We start from the raw sequence: 20,860 nt of genomic DNA, 5'->3' as shown, positions 1-20,860 counted from the left end.
GTATTGGGAAAAAACGTCAAAACCTTAAGGCCCGTTTAAGAATTCTGGTGCCAGAGCTTAAGGCTGGGTTAAGGCTTGCTGGTTAATCTGATGGATCACGATGTCGGGCACCCTGCCCAGGAGCTGTCGGAGAATGCGAATGAGCGACCCACTTACAATGTCCATACACTGCCCACCGGATTCGCCGGAGCTGGTTCCGGCCCTTCGTTGCGCCGGGCGCTGGTTGAGCGAGATTACACCCGATACCGTACTGGCGGCTACGGTTGCAGAATTTATCCGGCGGCGGTTTTTGCAGGCCTATGGGGCCGAACCTTCGTTGCGGATACCGCTATTGCTGGCGTTGACCTCGGCTCAAGGCACGCTGCTGGCCGCAGTGGGTGTTCGGAGCGCGGCCCGGGAACGTTTATTTCTTGAAGACTACCTGTCTGTACCGGTCGAATCGGTTATGCCGTTGGCGGGTATTGCGCGCAGCAAAATTGCAGAGATTGCCCACCTGGCCGGTGTAGAAGCCGGTGTCAGCAGACACTTGTTTGCCTCATTGACAGTGTGGCTGCAGGGCGCGGGTTATGACTGGGTGGTGTGTACCGGCACCGATCAGCTGCGTAACAGTTTTCACCGAATGGGGATTGCCACCCAGGTGCTGGCCAATGCGAACCCGGCGAGTTTGCCCGATGGTGGCGCCGGTTGGGGCCGCTATTACGATCATCAACCCGTGGTGATGGCCATCAAAGTGGCCGATAGCCTCGCTGCTTTGCAGCAGGTGGGCATGTTACGGCGAATTCAGCCGGCGTTATCAGACATCGGTTCAGACGGTTCTTACAGCTCAGACGGTTCTGACAGCTTGCAGCAGGAGGATGCTTATGGCCGCCTTGCCTGAACTGCTCAAACGTCAGGTAATGGCGCACCCGTCACGTATTGCCTTGCGTGGGCCGGAGGCCGAGTTCAGCTATCAGCAGATGATGCAGGCGGCAGAAGTGGTGGCCGAACAGCTGAGCGCACGGGGTGTAAAGCGTGCCGGTGTGTGCGGCGACAACACCATTGCCTGGGTACTGGCCGATCTTGCCTGCCTGTTGGCCGGCGCGGTTTCCGTGCCTGTACCTGTGTTCTTCTCTGAATCCCAGACCGCTCACCTGATTGAACGGGCGGGCCTGGACAGTTTGCTGTTCAGCGAAGAGGTGGGCGGCAGCGAGCCCCTGTGCCACGGCGTCTGGCTGCAACCGCTGCCGGTTGTTGCAGCGCCGCCGATACCTAAAGACACGGCGAAAATCACCTTCACTTCCGGCAGTACCGGCACCCCCAAAGGTGTGTGCCTGTCGGTGGCGCAGATGACCGCAACGACTTTGGCCCTGAAAGAACGGCTGTCGGGTGTCGAATTACAAACGCATTTGTGCATTCTGCCCTTGGCGACCCTTTTGGAGAATATTGCCGGTGTTTACCTGCCGTTGCTTATGGGCGCTACGGTCATGGTGGAGCCGTTGGCGCAGTTGGGCATGACCGGCAGCAGCGGCTTGAACCTGGGCAAGCTGGTTGCGGGAATCAATCAACACCAACCCCAATCGCTGATTTCGGTGCCAGAGCTGGCGATGGCGCTGGTCAGTGCCGCCGAACGGGGGCAGCTGAACAGCCGCTCATTGCGTTTTATGGCCGTTGGCGGTGGCCGGGTATCTGCCGAGTTGCTGGCCCGTGGCCGCGCTGCTGGCCTGCCACTGTACGAAGGTTATGGCTTGTCGGAGTGTAGCTCTGTGGTGGCGTTGAACGTGCCGGCTTCCGAGTGCGAGGGCAGCGTAGGTAAACCCCTGTCGCATATCGATATCAAGGTGGATTCTGACGGCCACATTCTGGTTCGCGGTAACACCCATCTGGGCTATTTGGGCGACGATCCAGAGCAGGACGAGTGGCTGGATACCGGCGACCTGGGCGCGCTCAGCTCGGATGGTTTTTTGACGGTCAATGGCCGTTCGAAGAATCTGCTGATCACCAGCTTCGGCCGTAATATCAGCCCGGAGTGGCTGGAAAGTGAGCTTGTTCAGGGCCTGGGCATTCGCCAGGCCGTAGTGTTCGGCGATGGTGAGCCCCAGCCAATGGCACTGATAACGGTGACAGACGGGCGCTCGCCAGACCACCTTGCCGGCACATTGCGGCAAATCAATCAACGCCTACCGGATTACGCCCGCCTGGCCACGGTGTATATCCGCCGCCAGCCCCTGAGCCAGTCCGAAGGTCACATCACCGCAAATGGCCGCCCGGTGCGGTTAACCATTCAGGCCCATCTGCCGACCCTGTTGGCAAAAGCCTTTCCTTTATCTATGTCGACATCGTTAGCCAACCAGGCAGGAGAATTCCACATGGCATTTTTTGACAGATTGCAGCAGGAAACCGCACAGGCAAGGGCCCACGTTAGCGGCGCACCGGTTGTGAAAGCGATTGGCGAAGGCTGTTTCAGCCTGGAGTCCTATACCTGGTTTCTGACCCAGGCCTTTCACCATGTTAAGCACACGGTGCCGTTAATGATGGCTTGTGGCGCAAAACTGCCCTCGCGGATGGAGTTCGTTCGCAAGGCGCTGGTTGAATACATTGACGAGGAGTACGGCCACGACGAGTGGATACTGAATGATCTGGACGCCTGCAACGCCGACAAGGAAGCGATTCGCACGGGCAAGCCGGATGTGTCCATAGAGCTTATGGTGGCGTACCTGTACGACCAGATTAACCGGGGCAATCCGGCGGCGTTCTTTGGCATGGTTCAAGTGCTTGAAGGCACCTCAGTAGAGCTGGCCACGCCGCTGGCCGAGCAGATTCAGAAACTCCTTGGGCTTCCGAATCAGGCGTTCAGTTATCTGTACTCCCACGGCGCTCTCGATCAGGACCACTTCGAGTTTTTCCGCAACCTGATGGACGGCATTACCGACCCGGCCGATCAGCAGGCCATTATTGATTCTGCACGCGTGGTATACCGGCTCTACGGCGATATGTTGCACAGCATTCCGCTGCCGGTCACGCGCAAGGAGAAACAGCATGAAGCTGCATGATCGGGTTTTTCTGCTGTTGGGAGGAACCGGAGGTATTGGCAAGGCGCTGGTGGAGCCGCTGGTTCGGGCAGGCAGCCGTGTCATCGTAGCCTCCCGCCACCCGGAACGTATCGGCCATTTGGAAGGTGTATCGCCGGTGCGTCTGGACCTGGCGGCTGTCGATCTGGACCAACAGTTGGCGCGCCTGACGGAGGCCTACCCGGAGATCGACGGCGTGATCCATTGCGCCGGCCAGAATCGCTTTGCCGGGCTGGCGAAGATGTCGGTTGAAGAGCTTGATGCCCAGCTTAACGTGAACCTGCGTTCGGCCATGCTGGTGGCCAGGCATTTCGCCCCCAGATTCGAGAAGGCGGGCAGCGGCGCGATGGTGTTTGTGGGGTCGACCTTTGGCAGCATAGGCTTTCCCGGTTATACCGCCTATTGCGCCACCAAGTTTGGCCTGCGGGGGTTTACCGAAGCCTTGCGCCGTGAGTTGGCGGATACCGCTGTTCAGGTGGTGTACGTGGCGCCCAGAGCTACTGCCACCGACATGAATGCGGAAGCCGTAAACGAGTTGAATCGTGCCCTTGGTAACAGCGTGGATACGCCCCAAGCGGTGGCAACCGCCATTCTGAAAGCGATGGAAAATGGCGATCGCCGCCGGTTCCTTGGCTGGCCCGAGAAATTGTTTGTGGTGATTAACGGGATACTGCCGCGCATTGTTGATAAAGCGATGCTCAAGCAGCTGCCGGTGATTCGGCGTTTTCTTAATGCAAAGGTTGCGTCATGAGGTAATGGGCGGCTGGCTTCGTTTTTTCGGCTTTTTTTTCAGTGCCTCAAAGCCAATAATCACATCCATCAGTTCGTTGGTAATTTCGGTCTGGCGCACAGAGCGCAAATCTCCCGTTACAACTTCAATGCGTTCATCCACCGACTGCTCGGCCTGTTGCATCAGCGCCAGGCGCGCAGCGTTTTCAGTCACCATGGCTTCGGCCGAGGCGCGAAATACGCTGGCAAAGATGTGGCTGCGAATCAGCGACGACAGCAGCGCGTTGGCAGCCATGGTGTAATCCGGCAGCGCCCGGGAGTTCCAGCGCTTGGTGCTGTGTAACAGCGCCGGTTCCAGTGGCAGCAGGCGCCGGGTGACCGGTCCGCGGGTGCCGTGTTCACCGCGCTGGGTGAACGCCAGGGTCACGCCGACGCCTAACAGGGACTGGCCACGGCTGAGAGCGTCAATGCGGGTGACAATGTCGCCGGCCAAGCGGCCAATGCCATCGGCGGAGGCGGGCGGTAGTAACGTGGCTTCCGGTTTCAAGTCCTGATCGGTGAGGGCATCCTGCATTTGTGCGCCAATGCACAGTAGGCGCTGCTTGCCGGCGCTTTGGGCGTTCTGGTGCTGCTTCACCAGCTGCGCCAGGCTTTCGTTGTAGTTGCCGCACAGGCCGTGGTCGGTGCCAAACACCACGATCAGCTGTTCGGCGCTGGCGTCCTGTTGCAGGCTAAGCCCACCGGTACGGTAGGCAAACGCCGCAAAGCCCTGCAAAATAGTCTGGTGGTAGGCCTCTATGGAGCGGGCTGCGCGCTCGTAGGGCGAGGCGTTGATGGCAGACAGAGTTTTCATGGTGTGCACAATGCCACGAATGCTGGTCAGCGTGTCGCTGTGGCGCTCCAGTGCTTCAAGAGATTGGGCCATTCCTTGCCTCCAAATCAGCCTGAAAATCAGTCTCCGAATCAGTTTCCAAGGCCGAGCGAACCATAGTGATCACCCGCTCGCTGTCTTCTGGCCGTAACTCTTTGTCGTCTGCTATGCGCTGTTCAATCTCATGTAACTGCTTCTTGGCCAGCGCGCGGATGTGCTGCATGGCATCTACCAGTGGCTGCTCTTCCAGGCCGTCAAGTAAGCCTTCCATAGCCGCAATCAGTACCGCAAGTTGCTCAACCGCCGGCATCGGGTCGCGCTCGGCCTGGCGCAGAGAGTTGCGTACCGCTGCACCGCGTTTCAGGCGGGCGCGGGTCGCGTCATCCAGCCGCGTGCCAAAGCGGGCAAAGTCTTCCAGTTCTTCAAATTGCGACAGGGTAACCCGCAGGTTGCCGGCGACCTTGCGCAGGGCCCGGCTCTGAGCCTTGCTGCCCACACGGGACACCGACAGCCCCTGATGCACCGCCGGAAACTGGTTTTTCTGCACCAGCTGCGGCGACAGATAAATCTGGCCATCGGTGATGGAAATCAGGTTGGTGGGAATATACGCAGACAGGTTCTCGGCCTGGGTTTCTACCACTGGGAGAGCGGTAATAGAGCCACCGCCCACCTCTTCGGTAAACTGGCCCGCCCGTTCCAGCAGGCGGGCGTGAACGTAGAAGATGTCACCCGGGAACGCCTCACGCCCCGGTGGCCGGCGCAGCAATAACGACAATTCGCGATAGGAGCGGGCGTGGTGGGTCAGATCATCAAATATAATCAATACATCGCGGCCCTGATCGCAAAAATACTCCGCCATGGTCATAGCGGCGTAGGGGGCGATGTAGGCCAGGCCCGGTGTTTCCTCATCGCCTGTCGATATCACAATGCTGCGGGCCATCATGTCGCCTTTTTTAAGCGCGCCGATAACCCGTGACACAGCGTCGCCGCGCTGACCGATGGCGCAGTAGATACAAATCACGTCGGACCGTATCTGGTTGAGCATGGTGTCCACAGCGATGGAGGTCTTGCCGGTTTGGCGATCACCGATGATCAGTTCGCGCTGGCCCAGGCCCACCGGCACGGCGGCGTCTATGGCTTTGATGCCGGTGGCCAGCGGCTTGAAGATGGCCGAGCGGCTTAATACACCCGGTGCTTCGGCCTCCACCGGGTGCTCGGCGACCGCCGCGATGGCCCCAAGGCCGTCGCGGGGAAGGCCGACGGCATCCACAACACGGCCCAACAGGGCGGGGCCAACGGGCACGCTGATCACCTTACAGGTGCGCCGCACGTCTTCGCCAAGGCGGATGTGTTCCGATGGCCCCAGCAAAATAACGCCCAGCCGGCCGGGCTCAAGGTCCAGCACTATACCGCGCACACCTGACGCAAATATCAGCAACTCATCCGCCAGGGCGCGAGCCAGGCCGGTCACTATGGCTACGCCATCGCCCACCTCAATAACGCGACCCACCTCGGTCAGCACCGGTGCGGGTGTTGGTGTGGCCAGCAGGTCTTGCTGCCAGCGCTGGAACTGCTGTTCGAAATCCTGATTCTGGTCCTGATCCTGGCTCTGAGCCTTAGGCTGCGCGCTGGCAGGGTTTTGCGCTTGGCTGGTGTTGACGTTGTTGATGTCGCTGCTGCTGTCTCTATCGCTCATAGGGAATCATTCAGCCTCAGCTTTTGCCCGGCCTGAAGCGCCGGTGGCCAGACGCTCGTTTAGCAGGGCACGAAATTCGTCGGTATAACTGTCAACCGTCCACGCCACTTGGGCACCGCCTATTCGCAGAATCAGTCCGGGAGCCTGATCCGTATCGGTTTCAAAGCTCAGTGCCATGGCTGGCAGCCGTTTTTCGAGATCGGTTTTTAGCTGTGATTGCGCGGTTTCCGGCAAAGGCTCTCGGGTGGTTGCTGTGGCCTGAGTACTTCCCGCTGCGGCCTTCTTCAATTCGTCCACCAACGGTTCCAGCCGCTTGCCCACATGGCGCACTATGGCCTGTTCCAGGGTTTCATCGGCCAGGTCACGAAGGGCCTTGCGGGTGAGTTCCAACAGGGTCTCCTGTCCGGCCCGCTGTAGCCTGGCGGTGAATCTTTCGCGTTCCCGTTCCAGGTGCTTGCGCCAGTCTTGTTGTTCCTGCTCCAACCGGGCGCGGGCTTCGGCCAGCAAGCCGTCGCGCTGGTCTTCAGTATCGCGCAGCGCTTTCTGAATCATGGCGTCTTGGTCAGACTGCAGCTGTTTTTTCTGCTGCTGGAAGTCGACTTGTGCGGCTTGGGCTTTTTGCTGAGCTTCACCGGCGGCGGCCATGCTTTTGGTAATTTCAGCTTCGCGCGCGTCAATACCGTCCAGAATGGGGCGGTACAGGAAGCGTTTCAGCAGCCACACCAGCACCAGAAAGTTGGCGAGCTGTGCCAAAACGGTAATCCAGTCAATGGACATAATGGTTGACCTGTTGGGTGAATCAGCCAAATGGCAGGCTAGCTGGCGGTTGCCGCCACGGCCTGTAAAGCAGCGTCCCAAAACGGGTTGGCGAAGATAAGAATCATCGCCACCACAAAACAGTAAATGGCGGTGGATTCAATCATCGCCAGGCTGACGAACAGGGTACGGGACAGAGTAGGCGCAGCGTCTGGCTGCTGGGCAATGGCGGCAATAGCGGCCGCGGCCGCACGCCCTTCAGCCAGGGACGGCCCTATGCAGCCAATCGCTATGGTGAAACCGGCGGTAAAAATAGAGATTGCCGCGATAATGGCAAGATCGGTCATGATTGTTCCTCGTTGTGGGACGGCGGCTGTGTTTGTTTGGGTGATATTGTGTGCTCTTTTTCCGCGGTAGCAGAGGAAATATAGACGGTGGCCAGAATGGCGAAGATGTAGGCCTGGATCATGCCGGTGAGAAGGCCCAGCATGTCCATCAGCACTGGGAAGAAAAATGGTGCGACGGTCAGTAGAATGGCGGCAATAACGGCCCCGCTCATCACGTTTCCGTAAAGGCGGATAGCCAGCGAGATACCACGGGAAAATTCGCTGATGATGTTGAATGGCAGCATGATGACAGAGGGTTCAATAAAGGTTCGCAGGTAGCTTTTTACGCCGCCGCTGGCAATGCTGAACACCGGAACAGCGACCAGCACCGACAGCGCCAGGGCCATGGTGGTCGACAACGACGAGGTGGGCGGTGAAAAGCCGGGAATCACCAGCATCAGATTCGACAACGCAATAAACAGAAACAGAGTGCCAGCGAAGTACATCACGTGGCGGGCTGAATTCTGGGTGATTTCCTCAATCTGGCCCTGAATCAGTTTTACGATCACTTCCAGCGCAGTACGCAGGCGGTCGGGGGGTACGTCGGCGCGCAGGTTGCGAGTAACGAACCAGGAAATGCCCACCAGCAGCGCCATCACGACCCAGGTATTCACGATGGTCGCGTTCAGGCCCCAGCCACCGAGGGTGAGCACAATGATGTTGTCCGGTGAAAATTGCATTACGTGCCCCCCTGTTCCGGCAAAGTTATGGTTTCCCGGTTTCTGACCCAGAGCACTACGACCATACGCACTAACAGAAATGCCAGGGCGAAACCGGCCATGGGCCAGGCTGTGGCACTGCTGGTGGCAAGCCAGAAACCGACGCCCAGCAGCATGATGATGCGCACGGTTGCGCTGAGCAATAACAGGGCTTCGGGCTGGCGCGAACGCAGAGCGCGTTTCATACCCCAGGCCAGCCCGACAAAAAATACGCTGCTGACGGCCACCCCTACGGTCAATCCCAGCAATACAGCTGACCAGTCAACCGTCATGTTTGTCTCCTTCGTTGGCGTCTGTGTGGTTATTATCGCCGTCGGCTTTTGGGGTTTCTTTGTCAATCCAGTTCCAGGCGATCATGGCACCCACCACAATACCCCCCAGAATCAGCGCGATGGGCCAGGAAAAATTCTGCGGCGCTACCTTGTTCAGCCATAACCCCAGAAATGCCCCCGCAACGGCGGGTACCGCTACCGACCAGCCAATCATGCCAAAGGCGCCGAGGCCTCTTAATGGGCTGGCCCCAGGCTGTTTGCGGGCGCGCTGCAGCCGTTCAGTGCTGCGGCGGATGTCGTCGGCAGAGCGGTCTTTGCGGCTGCTCATAGCGTGGGTTTCCGTAAGTCGCCAAAGCGCCGGACAATGTTGGCTTCGAGGCGTGATAGCGCTGACCGGGCTACCCGCTCTTCTTCATCTACCTCCACAAAGGCCGTTTGTATGGTGTCGTTCAGGGTGTCCAGACTGTCGCCCTGAACACCCCGGCGAATGGCGATGTCTACCTGATGGCCGGTTTTCACCAGCAGGCCCTCGTCGATGCCAAAAAACAGCTCTTCACCGGTTTCGTCCGTTAGAATCAGCACCGACGGCACCAGCGCGGTGACAAAGTCGGTATGGTTGGGCAGCATGCCAAAGGCACCGTTGACGGCGGTGGCAAACAGCCGCTGTGCGCGGCCTTCGAACAGAGTGCGGGTAGGTAGCCTTAGCGTAACCGTCATCACGTTTGCCAGGCTCATGACGATGACGCCAAATCTTTCAGCGAGCCAATCATGTAATAGTCGCTTTCGTTATCGTTGAATTCAGTCTGGTTGAGTATCGTTTCGCAGTCGTTCAGCGTGTCTTTGATGGGCACTCGCCTGCCGTTGGCGCCGTCGACCGAACCAATAGTGAAAAACGGCTGGGTCAGATAGCGCTCCAAACGTCGCGCCCGCGCCACGACGGCGCGATCGGCGGCCGACAGTTCTTCCATACCCAGCATGGAAATAATGTCTCGCAAGTCCTCATAATCGGCCAGGGTACGCCGCACCGCGCGGGCGATGTCGTAGTGGCGCTGGCCGACAACCGCCGGCGTCAGCATCACAGAAGCCGAGGCAAGAGGGTCGACGGCCGGGTACAATCCCTCGCTGGCGCGCTTGCGCGACAGCACCACCGAAGCGGACAGGTGCGAAAAAATATGTGCAGCGGCCGGGTCAGTGAAGTCATCCGCCGGCACGTATACCGCCTGAATAGAGGTGATGGAACCGTTGCGGGTGGAGGTGATGCGCTCCTCCAAGGTGGCCAGTTCGGTGGCCAGTGTGGGTTGGTAGCCCACCCGTGACGGCATACGGCCCATCAAACCGGACACTTCCGAGCCTGCCTGAACAAAGCGGAAAATGTTGTCGATCAGCAGCAAAACGTCCTGTTTCTTATCGTCACGGAAATATTCGGCCATGGTGAGCGCTGTTTTACCCACCAGAAAGCGCACACCGGGAGCCTCATTCATCTGCCCGAACACCATCACGGTTTTGTCGCGCACGCCGGCGTCGCCCATTTCCCGGTAGAGTTCTTCGGCTTCACGGGAGCGTTCGCCAATGCCGCAAAACAGGCTGACGCCCTCGTATTCCTGCACGGTGTTGTTAATCAGCTCGGTGATCAGCACAGTTTTGCCCACACCGGCGCCGCCAAACAACCCGGTTTTACCGCCGCGCTCGATAGGCGACAGCAGATCAATGGCCTTGATGCCGGTTTCCAGAATATCGCTGTGCACCACGCGGTCTTCCAGCGCCGGTGGCGGCTGGTGAATAGAACGGCGAATGTCGGTGGCAGGAGCAGGTCTGTTATCAATGGGCTCGCCGAAGACGTTCAGCATGCGGCCCAAAACAGCGTCTCCGACCGGGACCAGGATGGGTGCTCCGGTAGCACGCACAGAAACACCCAGGCCCAGCCCGCGCACCGGGGCCAGCGCCATACAGCGCACGGCGCCGCTTTCCAGTAAGGACGTGACCTCCAGCGCCAGATTGCCGGCGTAAAGCAAATCGTGAATACGCGGAGAGTCTTGCGGAAAAAGAACGTCAACAACGCCACCGCGAATGCCGACTACCTCTCCGTCAAGTTCGCCATTTGCGAGATGATCAGTAACAGACTTAGGCTCCGGGCTACCCTGACCTGAGCCCGGAACAGCTTGATTCAACATGGCGAAGCGCCTGAAACGTTAAGGGTTGTGAGTGGATGATCCTGTGATGAGTGTGCCCGCGCGCGCTTCAAGAATGGCAAGCGCATCTTCTAACCGGCCAATGCCACTGATGCCTCCGGTATCCGCAAAGTCGCAGGCCGCCGTTACTTTCGGCCCCATGGACCCGGCGGGAACGTCCAGTGTTCTTGCCTGGGCCGGTGTAACGGTGCGAACCGGAGCGGCAGTGGGTTTACCAAAGTCACGATAAACAGCATCCACGTCGGTCAGCAATAGCAGCGCGTCGGCGCCCAACTCCCTCGCCAGCAAAGCACTGGCGGCATCTTTGTCGATAACCGCTTCTACACCGGTCATGCTGCCGTCGTTACGGCGCAGCACTGGAATGCCGCCACCCCCGGTACAGATTATGACCACCTCCTGATCCAGCAATAGTTTCAGTACGCGCATATCCGGAATTTCTTTGGGTGCAGGGGAGGGCACTACCCTGCGCCATTTGTCGCCATCGGCTGCGATATGCCAGCCGGCGGCCGCGGCGCGGGATTCCGCTTCTGCCTTATCGTACACCGGGCCAATAAATTTGGTCGGATTGGCAAAAGCGGGATCGTTCGGATCTACAACAACCTGGGTAAGCAGGGTTGCCACCGGGCGATCATGACCCAGAGCATTTTCCAGCTCCTGCTCAATCATGTAGCCGATCATACCACCGGTCTCGGCCCCCAGAACATCCAGCGGATAAGCTTCTTCCGGCTTATAGGCGGCGCCCTGCAAAGCCAACAAACCCACTTGGGGGCCGTTACCGTGGGTAATTACCAGCTGGTGCCCGGCGCGCACCAGTTCGGCCAGCGATAAGGCTGCTGTTCGAACATTGGTGCGCTGGGCTTCGGCGGTCAGTGGTTCGCCGCGTTTCAAAAGGGCGTTACCGCCCAGAGCTGCAACAATCAGCATAATGTGTGTCCTTTATCAGCATTCCGCGCCGGAATCAGGCCCCGAGAGTGGCTACCAAGACCGCTTTAATGGTGTGCATGCGGTTTTCTGCCTGGTCGAAAACAATCGATGCAGGGCTTTCAAACACCTCGTCGGTGACCTCCATGGCACTGATTCCGAACTCTGCCTGAATTTCCTTACCCACGATGGTGTCGGTATTGTGGAACGCCGGCAGGCAATGCATGAAGCGGGCACGGGGGTTGCCGGTTTTTTCCATCACCGCCGCGTTCACCTGATAGGGCATTAACAGTTTTATGCGCTCACCCCACTTTTCTTTTGGCTCGCCCATAGACACCCAAACGTCGGTGTAAACAAAGTCGACCCCGGTCACGGCTGTATCTACATCTTCGGTAAGGGTAATGCGGGCGCCGGTTTCCTTTGCAATCGCCTGGGCTTCGTCCTGAATGGATTGCTGCGGCCAGCAGATTTTGGGTGCACACAAGCGCACATCCATGCCCATTTTGGCACCACCAATCAGCAGGCTGTCGCCCATGTTGTTGGCGGCGTCGCCCAGAAACGCATAGGCCACCTGGTGCAGCGGCTTCTCAACATGCTCCTGCATGGTCAAAAAGTCCGCAAGAATCTGCGTCGGGTGGAACTCGTCGGTCAGACCGTTATAAACCGGTACACCGGCAAACTCTGCCAACTCCTCGACAATCTTCTGACCAAAACCGCGGTATTCGATGGCATCGTAAACCCGGCCCAATACCCGAGCCGTGTCTTTTACCGACTCCTTGTGCCCGATGTGGGTGCCAGAGGGCCCTAAATAGGTCACTCTGGCGCCCTGATCGTAAGCGGCCACTTCGAACCCAACTCGTGTGCGGGTGGAGTTCTTTTCAAATATAAGCGCGATTTCCTTGCCGATAAGCTGCGGTACCTCGGTGCCGGCGTATTTTGCCGCTTTCAGATCGGTCGACAGCTTAAGCAGAAAGCTGATCTCCTGCGGGGAGAAATCCCGCAGGGTCAGGAAGTGGCGATTCTTCAGATTAAAAGCCATATTCTTTGTCCTCTTGGGTGCAGGTGCGGTCAGGTTCGATTAGATAGCGTCACGAATCGTGGGGCAGCTCATGCAGCGTCCGCCGCCCCGGCCACGGCCCAGTTCAGCACCTGGAATGGCCAGCACTTCAATACCCGCCGCTTTAAGGGCCGCGTTGGTGTCGTCGTTCCGGTCGTAGCCAATCACCACGCCCGGGCTTATGGCCAGCACGTTGTTGCCATCGTTCCACTGCTCTCGCTCGCGCTCGGCGGGGTCGTCACCACCGGTTGGAACCACTACCAGGGATTTGTAGCCCAGAACCTCTGCCACCACATCAAACAAAGGCCGTGAGTCCTGGCGGAAAGACAGGTGTGTTTTGCCTTCACCGGCGCGCAGGTCATAGCAGATCACTTCGTCCGCCACTTCCTTGAACGCGGTAACCACATTGCCGCCGCAGAAAGTAAAGATGGTGTCCAGGTGCATGGCGGTGCGGGATTTTGGAATCTGGCAGGCAATCACCCGCTCCGCGGTGCCTTTTTCAAACAAAGCATTTGCTAATTGGCCTACGGCCTGGGGTGATGAGCGCTCGCCCATGCCCACCAGTACGGTGCCATTGCCCACAGGCATGATGTCGCCGCCTTCAAGCGTTGCCAGGCCATGATTCTTGGTAGGGTCGCCCCAGAGCACATCTGCTTTTCCAGCAAACTTCGGGTGGAAACGGTAAATGCCGGCCATCAGCAGGGTTTCGGGTTTCCGCGCGGCCCAGTACATGGGGTTGAGAACAACACCACCGTAAATCCATGCACTGTTGTCGCGGGTGAACAGATAGTTGGGCAGCGGTGGCAGCACAAAACCGTAATGCCCCAGGTGGTTGCCGAAAAGACCGGTTGGATCAAAGGGCAAGTCTGCTACTTCCAGCCCGCCAATCAGGTACTCGGAAAGTTTTGTGCCCGGCAGCTCGTCCATCCAGGCACGAAGATCGGAAATCATCCCGACGCCGATATCGTTCCAGGTGATTCGATGATCAAGAATCCATTTGCGGGCTTCGGGTATGTTTAAAGTTTCTGCCAATAAATCGTTGACGTCTAAAACTTCAATACCCCGTGACCGCATAAGCTCGGAAAATACGTCATGATCTTTCTGAGCCTGCTTCACCCAGAACACGTCGTCAAATAGCAGATCGTCACAGTTAGACGGCGTAAGCCGGCGGTGGGCAAGGCCAGGGCGACAAACAATAACCTGCCGCAGTTTTCCGGCTTCAGAATGCACCCCAAGTGTTAATTCAGACATGATTAATCTCCAATGTGTATGGCTTTGTCATTGTTATAATGATTATCAAAGCAATGCCGCAGCACTGATGACCACCGAAATGAAAACGGTAAGAATCAACAACAAAGGCCAGATAAAAGCGATCCAGCGGTCGTAAGACACTCGCGCAATGGCCAGGCCGCCAACCACTACGGCGAATGTGGGGTTGATCAGGTTAACCAGGCCGTTAGCGGATTGAAAAGCGGTCACAACCAGGTCCCGCCCGACATCAGCGAAATCTGCCAGCGGTGCAAGAATTGGCATAGACAACACGGCCAGGCCTGAAGACGACGGCACAAAGAAACTCATGCCCACTTCAATCCAGAACATCAGGTTTATAAACGCCAGCTCGGGCAGCCCGCCCAGCGAGTTTTCGGCGCTGTGCAGAATGGTGTCGGCAATCATGCCCTGGTCCATAATGACCACGATGCCGCGGGCCAGCCCGACCACCAGTGCAACGCCCAAAAGATCACGGGCGCCATCGACAAAACTGCCGGTGAGTTTTTTCTCGCCAAGGCGGGCAACAATACCGATCACAATGGCCGAGCCAAAAAACAGCGCGCCCATGCGGGCCATCCACCAGCCCTGTGAAGACACGCCCCAGATCATAAACACAAAGGTTGCAGCAAAAATCAGCAGGGCGACGATCTGGGTCTTGTTGAGTGTGGAGTCATCAACACCCTCACTAGACTCGCTGAGAAACAGCCGGCGGTGAGCATCCCATTGTTTGGCTACAACAGAGCGGGATGGATCCGCTTTGACGCGCATTGCGTAACGCATGACGTAGGCGGCACAAATCAGCAACCCGCCGATCAGCAGAATAAAACGCACGACAATGCCATCGGTAAACGGGATGCCGGCTGCATTGGCGGCGATAACGGTGGCAAACGGGTTGATGGTGGAACCCAGTACGCCGATACCGGACCCCACCAGAATAATGGCTACCCCGGTGACAGCATCGTAGCCGGCGGCCATCATGACCGGGATCAGAATGGCATAGAACGCCAGGGTCTCTTCGGCCATGCCATAGGTGGTGCCGCCGATGGCAAACAGGGTCATTAGTATCGGGATCATCCAGATTTCATGGCCCTTAAGGTGGCGCATGGCACTGCGTATGCCGGTATCAATGGCGCCGGTGGAGTTCATCACACCCAGAAAGCCACCCAGGAAAATGACGAACAGGGCAACATCTATCGCGTTGGCCACATAGCTGTCCGGATCATAAAAGCCGGCGGTGGGTGCGAGCATTATGTCCACGAAACCCTGGGGGTTGGGTTCGACAACTTTATAGGTGCCCGGCACGGCCACCTCGCGCCCGACCTCTTCGTTCATCACCCGGTCGTATTGGCCGGCAGGTATAACCCAGGTCAACGCAGCTACAAATATAATCAGCATAAACAGAATGGTGTAGGCGGTAGGAAACCGCGTTGCCAGATCGTGTTCCGGGTTGTCTGAAGAGTTATTTTGAGAATTATTTGGAGAGAGGTCTGGAGAGCTAGTTGGCGAGCTATTTACAGGATCTGACGAATCGTCAGAAGGGGTTTTCGGGGGGTTGTTTTTATTGTTCACAGCATTTCTCCTTTATCCACACCGACAGCTATAAATAGAGCCAATGAAAGATCCCGATCCTGGCTGCGAACGTTTTAGCCTTGCCCAGCCAGGTGGGGCCACGATTTCCGGATCGTTAACCTTCAAGGTAGTTGAGAAATGGAAAATCGGAATTGAGTCGGGTCACTATTGTGCGAATGCATTATTAATTTCCAGCAACCCATCCACACCCTAAAAGACAAGATGCCATGCGCTTTTCAGAAATTCATGAGCGCGCGATTGCGCGCAAAGGCGGCGTTGAAGAGTTAAACGCCTGGTTACCCACGCCGCCGCCGGCCAGCGCGCTGGAACAGCGCAGTGACGACCGTTATTTGGCAGAAATCACCTGTTGTGTGTTCAAGGCGGGTTTTGTATGGCGGGTGATCGACAAAAAATGGCCGGATTTTGAAGCCGCCTTTCACGGCTTCGTACCAGCCTACTGGCAGCAGGTGCCGCCGGACGTTCTAGAGGCACTGGCCATGGACGAACGCATCGTGCGCAACCTGCAAAAAATCCGCACGGTGCCGGAAAACGCCCGCATGATTATGGACACAGTCCACGAGCACGGCAGTTTTGGTGCGTTTCTGCGCCAGTGGCCGTCGTCTGACCAGGCCGGATTGCTGCTGTGGTTAAAGCGCCACGGTTCACGCCTGGGTGGTAACAGCGCCCAGTATTTTCTGCGCCGGGTGGGCTGGGACGGTTTTATTATGTCCAACGATGTTATTCAGGTGCTGCGCCAGGCCAAGCTTCTGGATGCATCAACGAGCAGTAAGAAAGGCCTGTGCCAGGTGCAGGCGGCATTCAATGCCTGGCACGACGAAACCGGCCTGCCTTACAGCCAACTGTCGCGAATAGCCTCTTATTCAATCGATAGTTAAAGCGAGTCAATCGATGGTTAAGGCAATGTGTCCCAGCTGTAACGGTTAGTTTTCAGCCAACAGATCTATAGTTTGGTGAACACTCAGGAGGACTGTGTCATGAATCGTTTAGGTAAAACCTTTTTTGGATTTGTATTCGCGCTAACGTCCGTCATGGTAATGACCGTTGCGAATCCGGCGCTGGCGGCAAGCGCTGAAGATCTTGACCGCAATGCAATGCAGTCGTTGGATACGCTATATAAAGTTCATCCGGTGGCTGAAACTTTATCGAAAAGTGCCAAAGGTATTTTGGTGTTCCCCAATATCGTAAAAGCCGGCCTGGTCTTTGGCGGCAGCTATGGCGAAGGCGTGTTATTGAAAGGCTCGGCCGTGACTGATTACTACAATTCCATCACCGGTTCCTGGGGTTTGCAGGCCGGAGCACAGTCGTACGCTTACGCCGTGTTTCTGATGACAGATTCCGCCGTGGCCTACCTTGAGAAAACCAACGGCTGGGAAATTGGTGTTGGTCCGACTGTCGTTCTGGTTGACGAAGGCGTGGCTAGAAACCTGTCGACCTCGTCCCTGAAAGACGATGCTTATGCGTTTATTTACAGCCAGCAGGGCCTGATGGCGGGGCTGAGTATTGAAGGTACTAAAATATCCCGCATTGACCGTTAAGCTATCCTGTATTGACGGCTAAGTTATAAGGCGCAGGCAAGGCTGCGGGTGGACTCCTCATCCGCAGCCTTGTTTTTCTATTTTCAGCGGCGAGTTCAGTGGAGAACCCAGCAGAGAGTTAGGCCAAACCCCCGGTAAGCGCTATCATACTGCCCTTTATTCGAACCATTACCATCGCCTCTTAATACCGCGTCCGTAAACAAAGGCAGTTTATGAGCAAGCAGTCTTCCTCCGTAAAAAAGAACACCCGCACCTTCGAACAAAGCCTCTGGGACACCGCCGACAAGCTACGCGGCACAGTGGAGTCGTCGGAATACAAGCACGTAGTGCTGAGCCTGATCTTCCTCAAATTCGTCAGTGACAAGTTTGAAGCCCGCAAGCAGGCGCTGATTGCTGAGGGGCAAGACGCCTACGTAGACATGGTGGAATTCTACACCATGAAAAACGTGTTCTACCTGCCGGAGCACGCCCGCTGGAACACCCTGCAGAAACAGGCCAAGCAAGACGACATCGCGATAAAAATCGACACTGCGCTCTATGCCATTGAAAAGCTGAACCCGTCACTGAAAGGCGCATTGCCGGACAACTACTTTTCACGCATGGGGCTGGAAGCGAGCAAGCTGGCGGCGTTGATTGATTCCATCAACAACATCGCCACCGTGAGTGACCAAAGCAGTGCCGGGCCAGAGGGTAATGAAGAAGACCTGGTGGGTAGGGTATACGAATACTTCCTCGGTAAATTCGCGGCCACCGAAGGCAAGGGCGGCGGCGAATTTTATACCCCAAAGTGCATTGTTAATCTGCTGGCGGAAATGATCGAGCCTTATCAGGGCAAAATTTACGACCCCTGCTGCGGTTCCGGCGGCATGTTTGTGCAGTCCGTGAAGTTTTTGCGCAACCACGAGGGCAACCAAAAAGACATTTCTATATACGGCCAGGAATACACCGCTACCACCTACAAGCTGGCAAAAATGAACCTGGCCATTCGTGGCATTGCCAGCAACCTCGGTGATGTTCCAGCGGACACCTTCTTCAAAGACCAGCACCCGGATTTGAAAGCCGACTTCATCATGGCGAACCCGCCGTTCAACATGAAAGCCTGGCGCGGCGCGGATGAGCTCAGCACCGACCCGCGCTGGGCCGGTTACGATGCGCCGCCCACCGGCAACGCCAACTACGCGTGGATACTGCACATGGTGTCCAAACTGTCTGCCCAGGGTACTGCCGGTTTTGTTATGGCCAACGGTTCCATGTCGACCAACACCAGCGGCGAAGGCGCTATTCGCCAGAAGCTGATTGAAAACGACCTAGTGGACTGCATGATCGCCCTGCCGGGCCAACTGTTCTACACCACCCAGATTCCGGTGTGCCTGTGGTTCGTTACCAAGAACAAAAAGGCACAGACCATTGCCGGCCACAGCGACAGCAACCACCGTAACCGCGAAGGCGAAACCCTGTTCATCGACGCCCGCAATATGGGCTCTATGATCAGCCGCACCCATAAAGAACTCACCGCCGACGACATCGCCGAAATAACCCGCACTTACCACGCCTGGCGCGGTGAGGCTAAAGACGGCGGTTATGAAGACCTACCCGGTTTCTGCAAAGCCACCACTCTGGTTGATATCAAAGCTAACGACTACGCGCTTACCCCTGGCCGCTATGTGGGCGCAGCTGCGATTGAAGATGACGGCATTCCCTTTGAAGTGAAAATGATCGAACTGAGCCAGACCCTTTACCAGCAGATGGCGGAAGGCGAGAGTCTGGATGCGGCGATTCGGGCGAATTTAGAGGGGTTGGGTTATGGGGCGTGAGTGGCCCAAAGTGCGGCTAGGTGACCATGTTGATTCTTGTCTGGGGAAGATGCTCGACAAAGAGAAGAATCGTGGCGAACTTTACCCCTACCTCGGCAACAAGAATGTCCGTTGGGGAAGTTTCGAACTGGATGACCTTGCTGAAATGCGATTTGAGAAAAATGAACATGATCGGTATGGCCTGAGATTTGGCGACTTGATTGTTTGCGAGGGCGGTGAACCCGGCCGCTGCGCAATATGGAAAGATCACATTCCAGGCATGAAAATTCAAAAAGCACTGCACCGAATTAGGCCATTACAAGGTCTCAATAACTATTACCTTCACTATTGGTTCACGGAAGCTTACCGAACCGGAATTCTTGCTCCCTATTTCACTGGAACCACAATTCAGCATTTGACTGGCAGGGCAATCTCTCAGTTAGAAATCCCTCTGCCACCGCTGGCAATCCAGAAGCGTATTGCCAGCGTTCTTAGCAGCCTTGATGCTAAAATCGATCTAAACCATCAAATGAACACCACGTTGGAAACCATGGCCCAAGCCTTGTTCAAAAGCTGGTTCGTCGATTTCGACCCGGTGATCGACAACGCCCTGGCCGCCGGCAACCCCATTCCCGAACCACTCCACGCCCGCGCCGAAGCCCGCAAAGCTCTGGGTGACCAGCGCAAACCCCTGCCTGCCGCCATTCAGCATCAGTTCCCGGATCGGTTTGTGTTAACCGAGGAAATGGGATGGGTGCCGGAGGGGTGGGAGGTTAGTACCGTCGGCGAGCAAGTCGAGATAATGGGGGGCGGCACTCCCAGCACTAAAAACCCCATTTTCTGGGATGACGGCGTTCATGCGTTCTGCACTCCAAAAGACATGTCGAGACTCGACTCGATTGTCGTGACGCATACAGAGCGCTATTTGACCGACGCGGGCGTTCAAAAGATCACATCCGGCCAGCTGCCCGCTGGCGTAGTGCTAATGTCGTCAAGGGCGCCTATTGGTTATTTAGCTATCAGCAATATTCCAGTTTCCGTGAATCAGGGAATTATCGCTATGTTGCCGAATGACAGTTACGGTGCCATGTATCTGCTTTCATGGGCCCATTTTAACATGAGGCAGATAACGGATCGCGCCAACGGAAGTACCTTCATGGAAATCAGCAAAAAGAACTTTCGGCCGATTCCATTTTTGGTACCAAACTCGGGAGTGCTGAACGCCTTTAACCAACAAGCAAAAGCGGTATATTCAAAGGTGCTTTCCGTCTCTGAGAATATCGAAGAGGTTACAAAGCTTCGCGATATTCTCCTTCCCAAACTCCTCTCCGGCGAACTCCGCATCCCCGAAGGCGAGCAGTAAATCGCCGAGGTGCTCTGATTTCATGGCTAGGTTCATGGATGAGCCAAAGGGGGTGGCTTGCGAGCGCCGGTTACTCGCCCGCCTCTGAAGATCAGAGGCGCCGCCGGAAGGCTTTCTACGGTGCGCAATATTTCAGAGTGTAGAGATAGCGCCGCTATGGGGTTACGCTGGTCGATGTAATCGATGATTTCAATAAGGTCGCTGGTGGCTTCCTCAGACCAGCGGACGGTTAGCACGGGCTTTCCTGCGTTCTTCAAGTTCAGCCCGCACCTTCGACATGACTTCGTCATGTGCCAGTTTTGGCTTTGTGCTGCTCATCGGTTCCTGCACTTTGGCGCGGAACCAGAGATCATAGCTGGCCGCTTGTTCCTCGGTTTCGAATTCGGACACGATCGGTGATAATTGAGCGTTCATGTTTTGTCTCCTCTTCTCAAAGCAGTATACAGTATCGGTTGATGGTTTGGATTAACTACCCATATCGAGTGGTTTACATCCGTTTTGTCGGTACCCATCGGCAGTACGACGAAATCGATGTACAGACAATCTGAGGTGAATTATGGACATTCGTCCCATTAAATCGGACACAGACTATAGTGAGACGCTTAAAGAAATTAAGTCTCTGATGATAGCGGAGGCAAACTCGCCGAAAGCCTGATAAAACACTCGA

22 protein-coding genes and 1 pseudogene are annotated in these 20,860 nt (G+C 56.6%); 8 read left to right on the top strand and 15 right to left on the bottom strand.

Annotated features, from left to right (window positions below):
- Nucleotides 1–139: 139 nt before the first annotated feature.
- The 3 genes from ATI45_RS13705 to ATI45_RS13695 are packed head-to-tail and all read left to right on the top strand — an operon-like array spanning nt 140 to nt 3,798.
- Complete coding sequence (locus ATI45_RS13705; RefSeq protein ID WP_228706026.1) at nt 140–877, top strand: thermostable hemolysin; 738 nt, start codon at nt 140–142, stop codon at nt 875–877.
- Nucleotides 861–3,029, top strand: a complete 2,169-nt coding sequence (locus tag ATI45_RS13700; RefSeq protein WP_098420013.1) for an AMP-binding protein — start codon at nt 861–863, stop codon at nt 3,027–3,029. Before ATI45_RS13705 ends, ATI45_RS13700 begins: the two co-directional genes overlap by 17 nt.
- A complete protein-coding gene (locus tag ATI45_RS13695; RefSeq protein ID WP_098420012.1) occupies nt 3,016–3,798 on the top strand; it encodes an SDR family oxidoreductase in 783 nt (260 codons plus the stop codon). The genes ATI45_RS13700 and ATI45_RS13695 overlap by 14 nt, the downstream gene beginning before the upstream one ends.
- Here ATI45_RS13695 and ATI45_RS13690 read toward each other — a convergent pair.
- Genes ATI45_RS13690 through ATI45_RS13630 form a run of 13 tightly spaced genes read right to left on the bottom strand, consistent with a single transcriptional unit; the run spans nt 3,793 to nt 15,481 of the window.
- Complete coding sequence (locus tag ATI45_RS13690; protein ID WP_098420011.1) at nt 3,793–4,701, bottom strand: F0F1 ATP synthase subunit gamma; 909 nt, start codon at nt 4,699–4,701, stop codon at nt 3,793–3,795. The genes ATI45_RS13695 and ATI45_RS13690 overlap by 6 nt on opposite strands.
- Nucleotides 4,685–6,343 carry a F0F1 ATP synthase subunit alpha gene (locus tag ATI45_RS13685; protein WP_098420010.1) on the bottom strand — a complete coding sequence of 553 codons (1,659 nt, stop codon included), beginning with the start codon at nt 6,341–6,343 and terminating at the stop codon, nt 4,685–4,687. Before ATI45_RS13685 ends, ATI45_RS13690 begins: the two co-directional genes overlap by 17 nt.
- A 6-nt stretch (nt 6,344–6,349) precedes the next feature.
- On the bottom strand, nt 6,350–7,120 hold the full coding sequence (locus tag ATI45_RS13680; protein ID WP_098420009.1) for a F0F1 ATP synthase subunit delta: 771 nt from the start codon (nt 7,118–7,120) through the stop codon (nt 6,350–6,352).
- A 38-nt stretch (nt 7,121–7,158) separates the two neighbouring features.
- Nucleotides 7,159–7,446, bottom strand: a complete 288-nt coding sequence (locus tag ATI45_RS13675) for a F0F1 ATP synthase subunit C (protein ID WP_098420008.1) — start codon at nt 7,444–7,446, stop codon at nt 7,159–7,161.
- Entirely contained in the window at nt 7,443–8,165 is a 723-nt protein-coding gene (locus ATI45_RS13670; RefSeq protein ID WP_098420006.1) for a F0F1 ATP synthase subunit A, read from the bottom strand. The genes ATI45_RS13675 and ATI45_RS13670 overlap by 4 nt, the downstream gene beginning before the upstream one ends.
- The gene (locus tag ATI45_RS13665; RefSeq protein ID WP_098420005.1) at nt 8,165–8,476 is read right to left on the bottom strand and encodes an ATP synthase subunit I; all 312 of its coding nucleotides are present in this window, start codon (nt 8,474–8,476) and stop codon (nt 8,165–8,167) included. The genes ATI45_RS13670 and ATI45_RS13665 overlap by 1 nt, the downstream gene beginning before the upstream one ends.
- Nucleotides 8,466–8,804, bottom strand: coding sequence for an AtpZ/AtpI family protein (locus ATI45_RS13660; protein WP_098420003.1), 339 nt, complete (start codon nt 8,802–8,804; stop codon nt 8,466–8,468). Before ATI45_RS13660 ends, ATI45_RS13665 begins: the two co-directional genes overlap by 11 nt.
- Entirely contained in the window at nt 8,801–9,211 is a 411-nt protein-coding gene (locus ATI45_RS13655) for an ATPase (protein ID WP_098420002.1), read from the bottom strand. Before ATI45_RS13655 ends, ATI45_RS13660 begins: the two co-directional genes overlap by 4 nt.
- Complete coding sequence (gene atpD, locus ATI45_RS13650) at nt 9,208–10,647, bottom strand: F0F1 ATP synthase subunit beta (protein WP_098420000.1); 1,440 nt, start codon at nt 10,645–10,647, stop codon at nt 9,208–9,210. The genes ATI45_RS13655 and atpD overlap by 4 nt, the downstream gene beginning before the upstream one ends.
- Before the next feature lie 18 nt (nt 10,648–10,665).
- Nucleotides 10,666–11,589: a carbamate kinase gene (gene arcC, locus ATI45_RS13645; RefSeq protein ID WP_098419999.1), complete on the bottom strand. Its 924-nt coding sequence runs from the start codon at nt 11,587–11,589 to the stop codon at nt 10,666–10,668.
- Nucleotides 11,590–11,623: 34 nt separating this feature from the next.
- Nucleotides 11,624–12,625 carry an ornithine carbamoyltransferase gene (locus ATI45_RS13640; RefSeq protein ID WP_098419997.1) on the bottom strand — a complete coding sequence of 334 codons (1,002 nt, stop codon included), beginning with the start codon at nt 12,623–12,625 and terminating at the stop codon, nt 11,624–11,626.
- Nucleotides 12,626–12,664: 39 nt separating this feature from the next.
- The gene (locus tag ATI45_RS13635) at nt 12,665–13,894 is read right to left on the bottom strand and encodes an arginine deiminase (protein ID WP_098419996.1); all 1,230 of its coding nucleotides are present in this window, start codon (nt 13,892–13,894) and stop codon (nt 12,665–12,667) included.
- Nucleotides 13,895–13,939: 45 nt separating this feature from the next.
- Complete coding sequence (locus ATI45_RS13630; protein WP_098419994.1) at nt 13,940–15,481, bottom strand: YfcC family protein; 1,542 nt, start codon at nt 15,479–15,481, stop codon at nt 13,940–13,942.
- Nucleotides 15,482–15,708: 227 nt separating this feature from the next.
- On the opposite strand from ATI45_RS13630, the gene ATI45_RS13625 reads away from it, so the two are divergent.
- From ATI45_RS13625 to ATI45_RS13610, 4 genes are all read left to right on the top strand, one after another.
- On the top strand, nt 15,709–16,377 hold the full coding sequence (locus ATI45_RS13625) for a DNA-3-methyladenine glycosylase I (protein WP_098419993.1): 669 nt from the start codon (nt 15,709–15,711) through the stop codon (nt 16,375–16,377).
- Between the two features lie 153 nt (nt 16,378–16,530).
- Nucleotides 16,531–17,037 carry a YSC84-related protein gene (locus ATI45_RS13620; RefSeq protein WP_228736055.1) on the top strand — a complete coding sequence of 169 codons (507 nt, stop codon included), beginning with the start codon at nt 16,531–16,533 and terminating at the stop codon, nt 17,035–17,037.
- A gap of 212 nt (nt 17,038–17,249) precedes the next feature.
- Nucleotides 17,250–18,851 (top strand): type I restriction-modification system subunit M, encoded by a 1,602-nt coding sequence (locus ATI45_RS13615; protein WP_098419989.1) that lies wholly within the window; start codon nt 17,250–17,252, stop codon nt 18,849–18,851.
- Complete coding sequence (locus ATI45_RS13610; RefSeq protein WP_098419988.1) at nt 18,841–20,193, top strand: restriction endonuclease subunit S; 1,353 nt, start codon at nt 18,841–18,843, stop codon at nt 20,191–20,193. The genes ATI45_RS13615 and ATI45_RS13610 overlap by 11 nt, the downstream gene beginning before the upstream one ends.
- A gap of 32 nt (nt 20,194–20,225) precedes the next feature.
- Here the strand turns inward: ATI45_RS13610 and ATI45_RS13605 are convergent, their stop codons facing one another.
- Nucleotides 20,226–20,429, bottom strand: coding sequence for a type II toxin-antitoxin system RelE/ParE family toxin (locus ATI45_RS13605; RefSeq protein WP_098419987.1), 204 nt, complete (start codon nt 20,427–20,429; stop codon nt 20,226–20,228).
- The gene (locus ATI45_RS13600) at nt 20,407–20,607 is read right to left on the bottom strand and encodes a stability determinant (RefSeq protein WP_098419985.1); all 201 of its coding nucleotides are present in this window, start codon (nt 20,605–20,607) and stop codon (nt 20,407–20,409) included. Before ATI45_RS13600 ends, ATI45_RS13605 begins: the two co-directional genes overlap by 23 nt.
- A gap of 29 nt (nt 20,608–20,636) precedes the next feature.
- Here ATI45_RS13600 and ATI45_RS13595 point away from each other — a divergent pair.
- A pseudogene (locus ATI45_RS13595) lies at nt 20,637–20,741 on the top strand (type II toxin-antitoxin system HigB family toxin); the annotation flags it as partial.
- Between the last annotated feature and the right edge of the window lie 119 nt (nt 20,742–20,860).

This window comes from Marinobacter sp. LV10MA510-1 (assembly GCF_002563885.1).
Lineage (GTDB): Bacteria > Pseudomonadota > Gammaproteobacteria > Pseudomonadales > Oleiphilaceae > Marinobacter.
The sequence above is the reverse complement of the archived record's forward strand: the minus strand, read 5'-3'. Positions and strand labels throughout refer to the sequence as shown.

What these genes read in the sequence shown, in the direction of transcription:
- ATI45_RS13705 (WP_228706026.1), top strand. Translation starts at nt 140, where the DNA reads ATGAGCGACCCACTTACAATGTCCATACACTGCCCACCGGATTCGCCG.
- ATI45_RS13700 (WP_098420013.1), top strand. Translation starts at nt 861, where the DNA reads ATGGCCGCCTTGCCTGAACTGCTCAAACGTCAGGTAATGGCGCACCCG.
- ATI45_RS13695 (WP_098420012.1), top strand. Translation starts at nt 3,016, where the DNA reads ATGAAGCTGCATGATCGGGTTTTTCTGCTGTTGGGAGGAACCGGAGGT.
- ATI45_RS13690 (WP_098420011.1), bottom strand. Translation starts at nt 4,701, where the DNA reads ATGGCCCAATCTCTTGAAGCACTGGAGCGCCACAGCGACACGCTGACC.
- ATI45_RS13685 (WP_098420010.1), bottom strand. Translation starts at nt 6,343, where the DNA reads ATGAGCGATAGAGACAGCAGCAGCGACATCAACAACGTCAACACCAGC.
- ATI45_RS13680 (WP_098420009.1), bottom strand. Translation starts at nt 7,120, where the DNA reads ATGTCCATTGACTGGATTACCGTTTTGGCACAGCTCGCCAACTTTCTG.
- ATI45_RS13675 (WP_098420008.1), bottom strand. Translation starts at nt 7,446, where the DNA reads ATGACCGATCTTGCCATTATCGCGGCAATCTCTATTTTTACCGCCGGT.
- ATI45_RS13670 (WP_098420006.1), bottom strand. Translation starts at nt 8,165, where the DNA reads ATGCAATTTTCACCGGACAACATCATTGTGCTCACCCTCGGTGGCTGG.
- ATI45_RS13665 (WP_098420005.1), bottom strand. Translation starts at nt 8,476, where the DNA reads ATGACGGTTGACTGGTCAGCTGTATTGCTGGGATTGACCGTAGGGGTG.
- ATI45_RS13660 (WP_098420003.1), bottom strand. Translation starts at nt 8,804, where the DNA reads ATGAGCAGCCGCAAAGACCGCTCTGCCGACGACATCCGCCGCAGCACT.
- ATI45_RS13655 (WP_098420002.1), bottom strand. Translation starts at nt 9,211, where the DNA reads ATGAGCCTGGCAAACGTGATGACGGTTACGCTAAGGCTACCTACCCGC.
- atpD (WP_098420000.1), bottom strand. Translation starts at nt 10,647, where the DNA reads ATGTTGAATCAAGCTGTTCCGGGCTCAGGTCAGGGTAGCCCGGAGCCT.
- arcC (WP_098419999.1), bottom strand. Translation starts at nt 11,589, where the DNA reads ATGCTGATTGTTGCAGCTCTGGGCGGTAACGCCCTTTTGAAACGCGGC.
- ATI45_RS13640 (WP_098419997.1), bottom strand. Translation starts at nt 12,625, where the DNA reads ATGGCTTTTAATCTGAAGAATCGCCACTTCCTGACCCTGCGGGATTTC.
- ATI45_RS13635 (WP_098419996.1), bottom strand. Translation starts at nt 13,894, where the DNA reads ATGTCTGAATTAACACTTGGGGTGCATTCTGAAGCCGGAAAACTGCGG.
- ATI45_RS13625 (WP_098419993.1), top strand. Translation starts at nt 15,709, where the DNA reads ATGCGCTTTTCAGAAATTCATGAGCGCGCGATTGCGCGCAAAGGCGGC.
- ATI45_RS13620 (WP_228736055.1), top strand. Translation starts at nt 16,531, where the DNA reads ATGGTAATGACCGTTGCGAATCCGGCGCTGGCGGCAAGCGCTGAAGAT.
- ATI45_RS13615 (WP_098419989.1), top strand. Translation starts at nt 17,250, where the DNA reads ATGAGCAAGCAGTCTTCCTCCGTAAAAAAGAACACCCGCACCTTCGAA.
- ATI45_RS13610 (WP_098419988.1), top strand. Translation starts at nt 18,841, where the DNA reads ATGGGGCGTGAGTGGCCCAAAGTGCGGCTAGGTGACCATGTTGATTCT.
- ATI45_RS13600 (WP_098419985.1), bottom strand. Translation starts at nt 20,607, where the DNA reads ATGAACGCTCAATTATCACCGATCGTGTCCGAATTCGAAACCGAGGAA.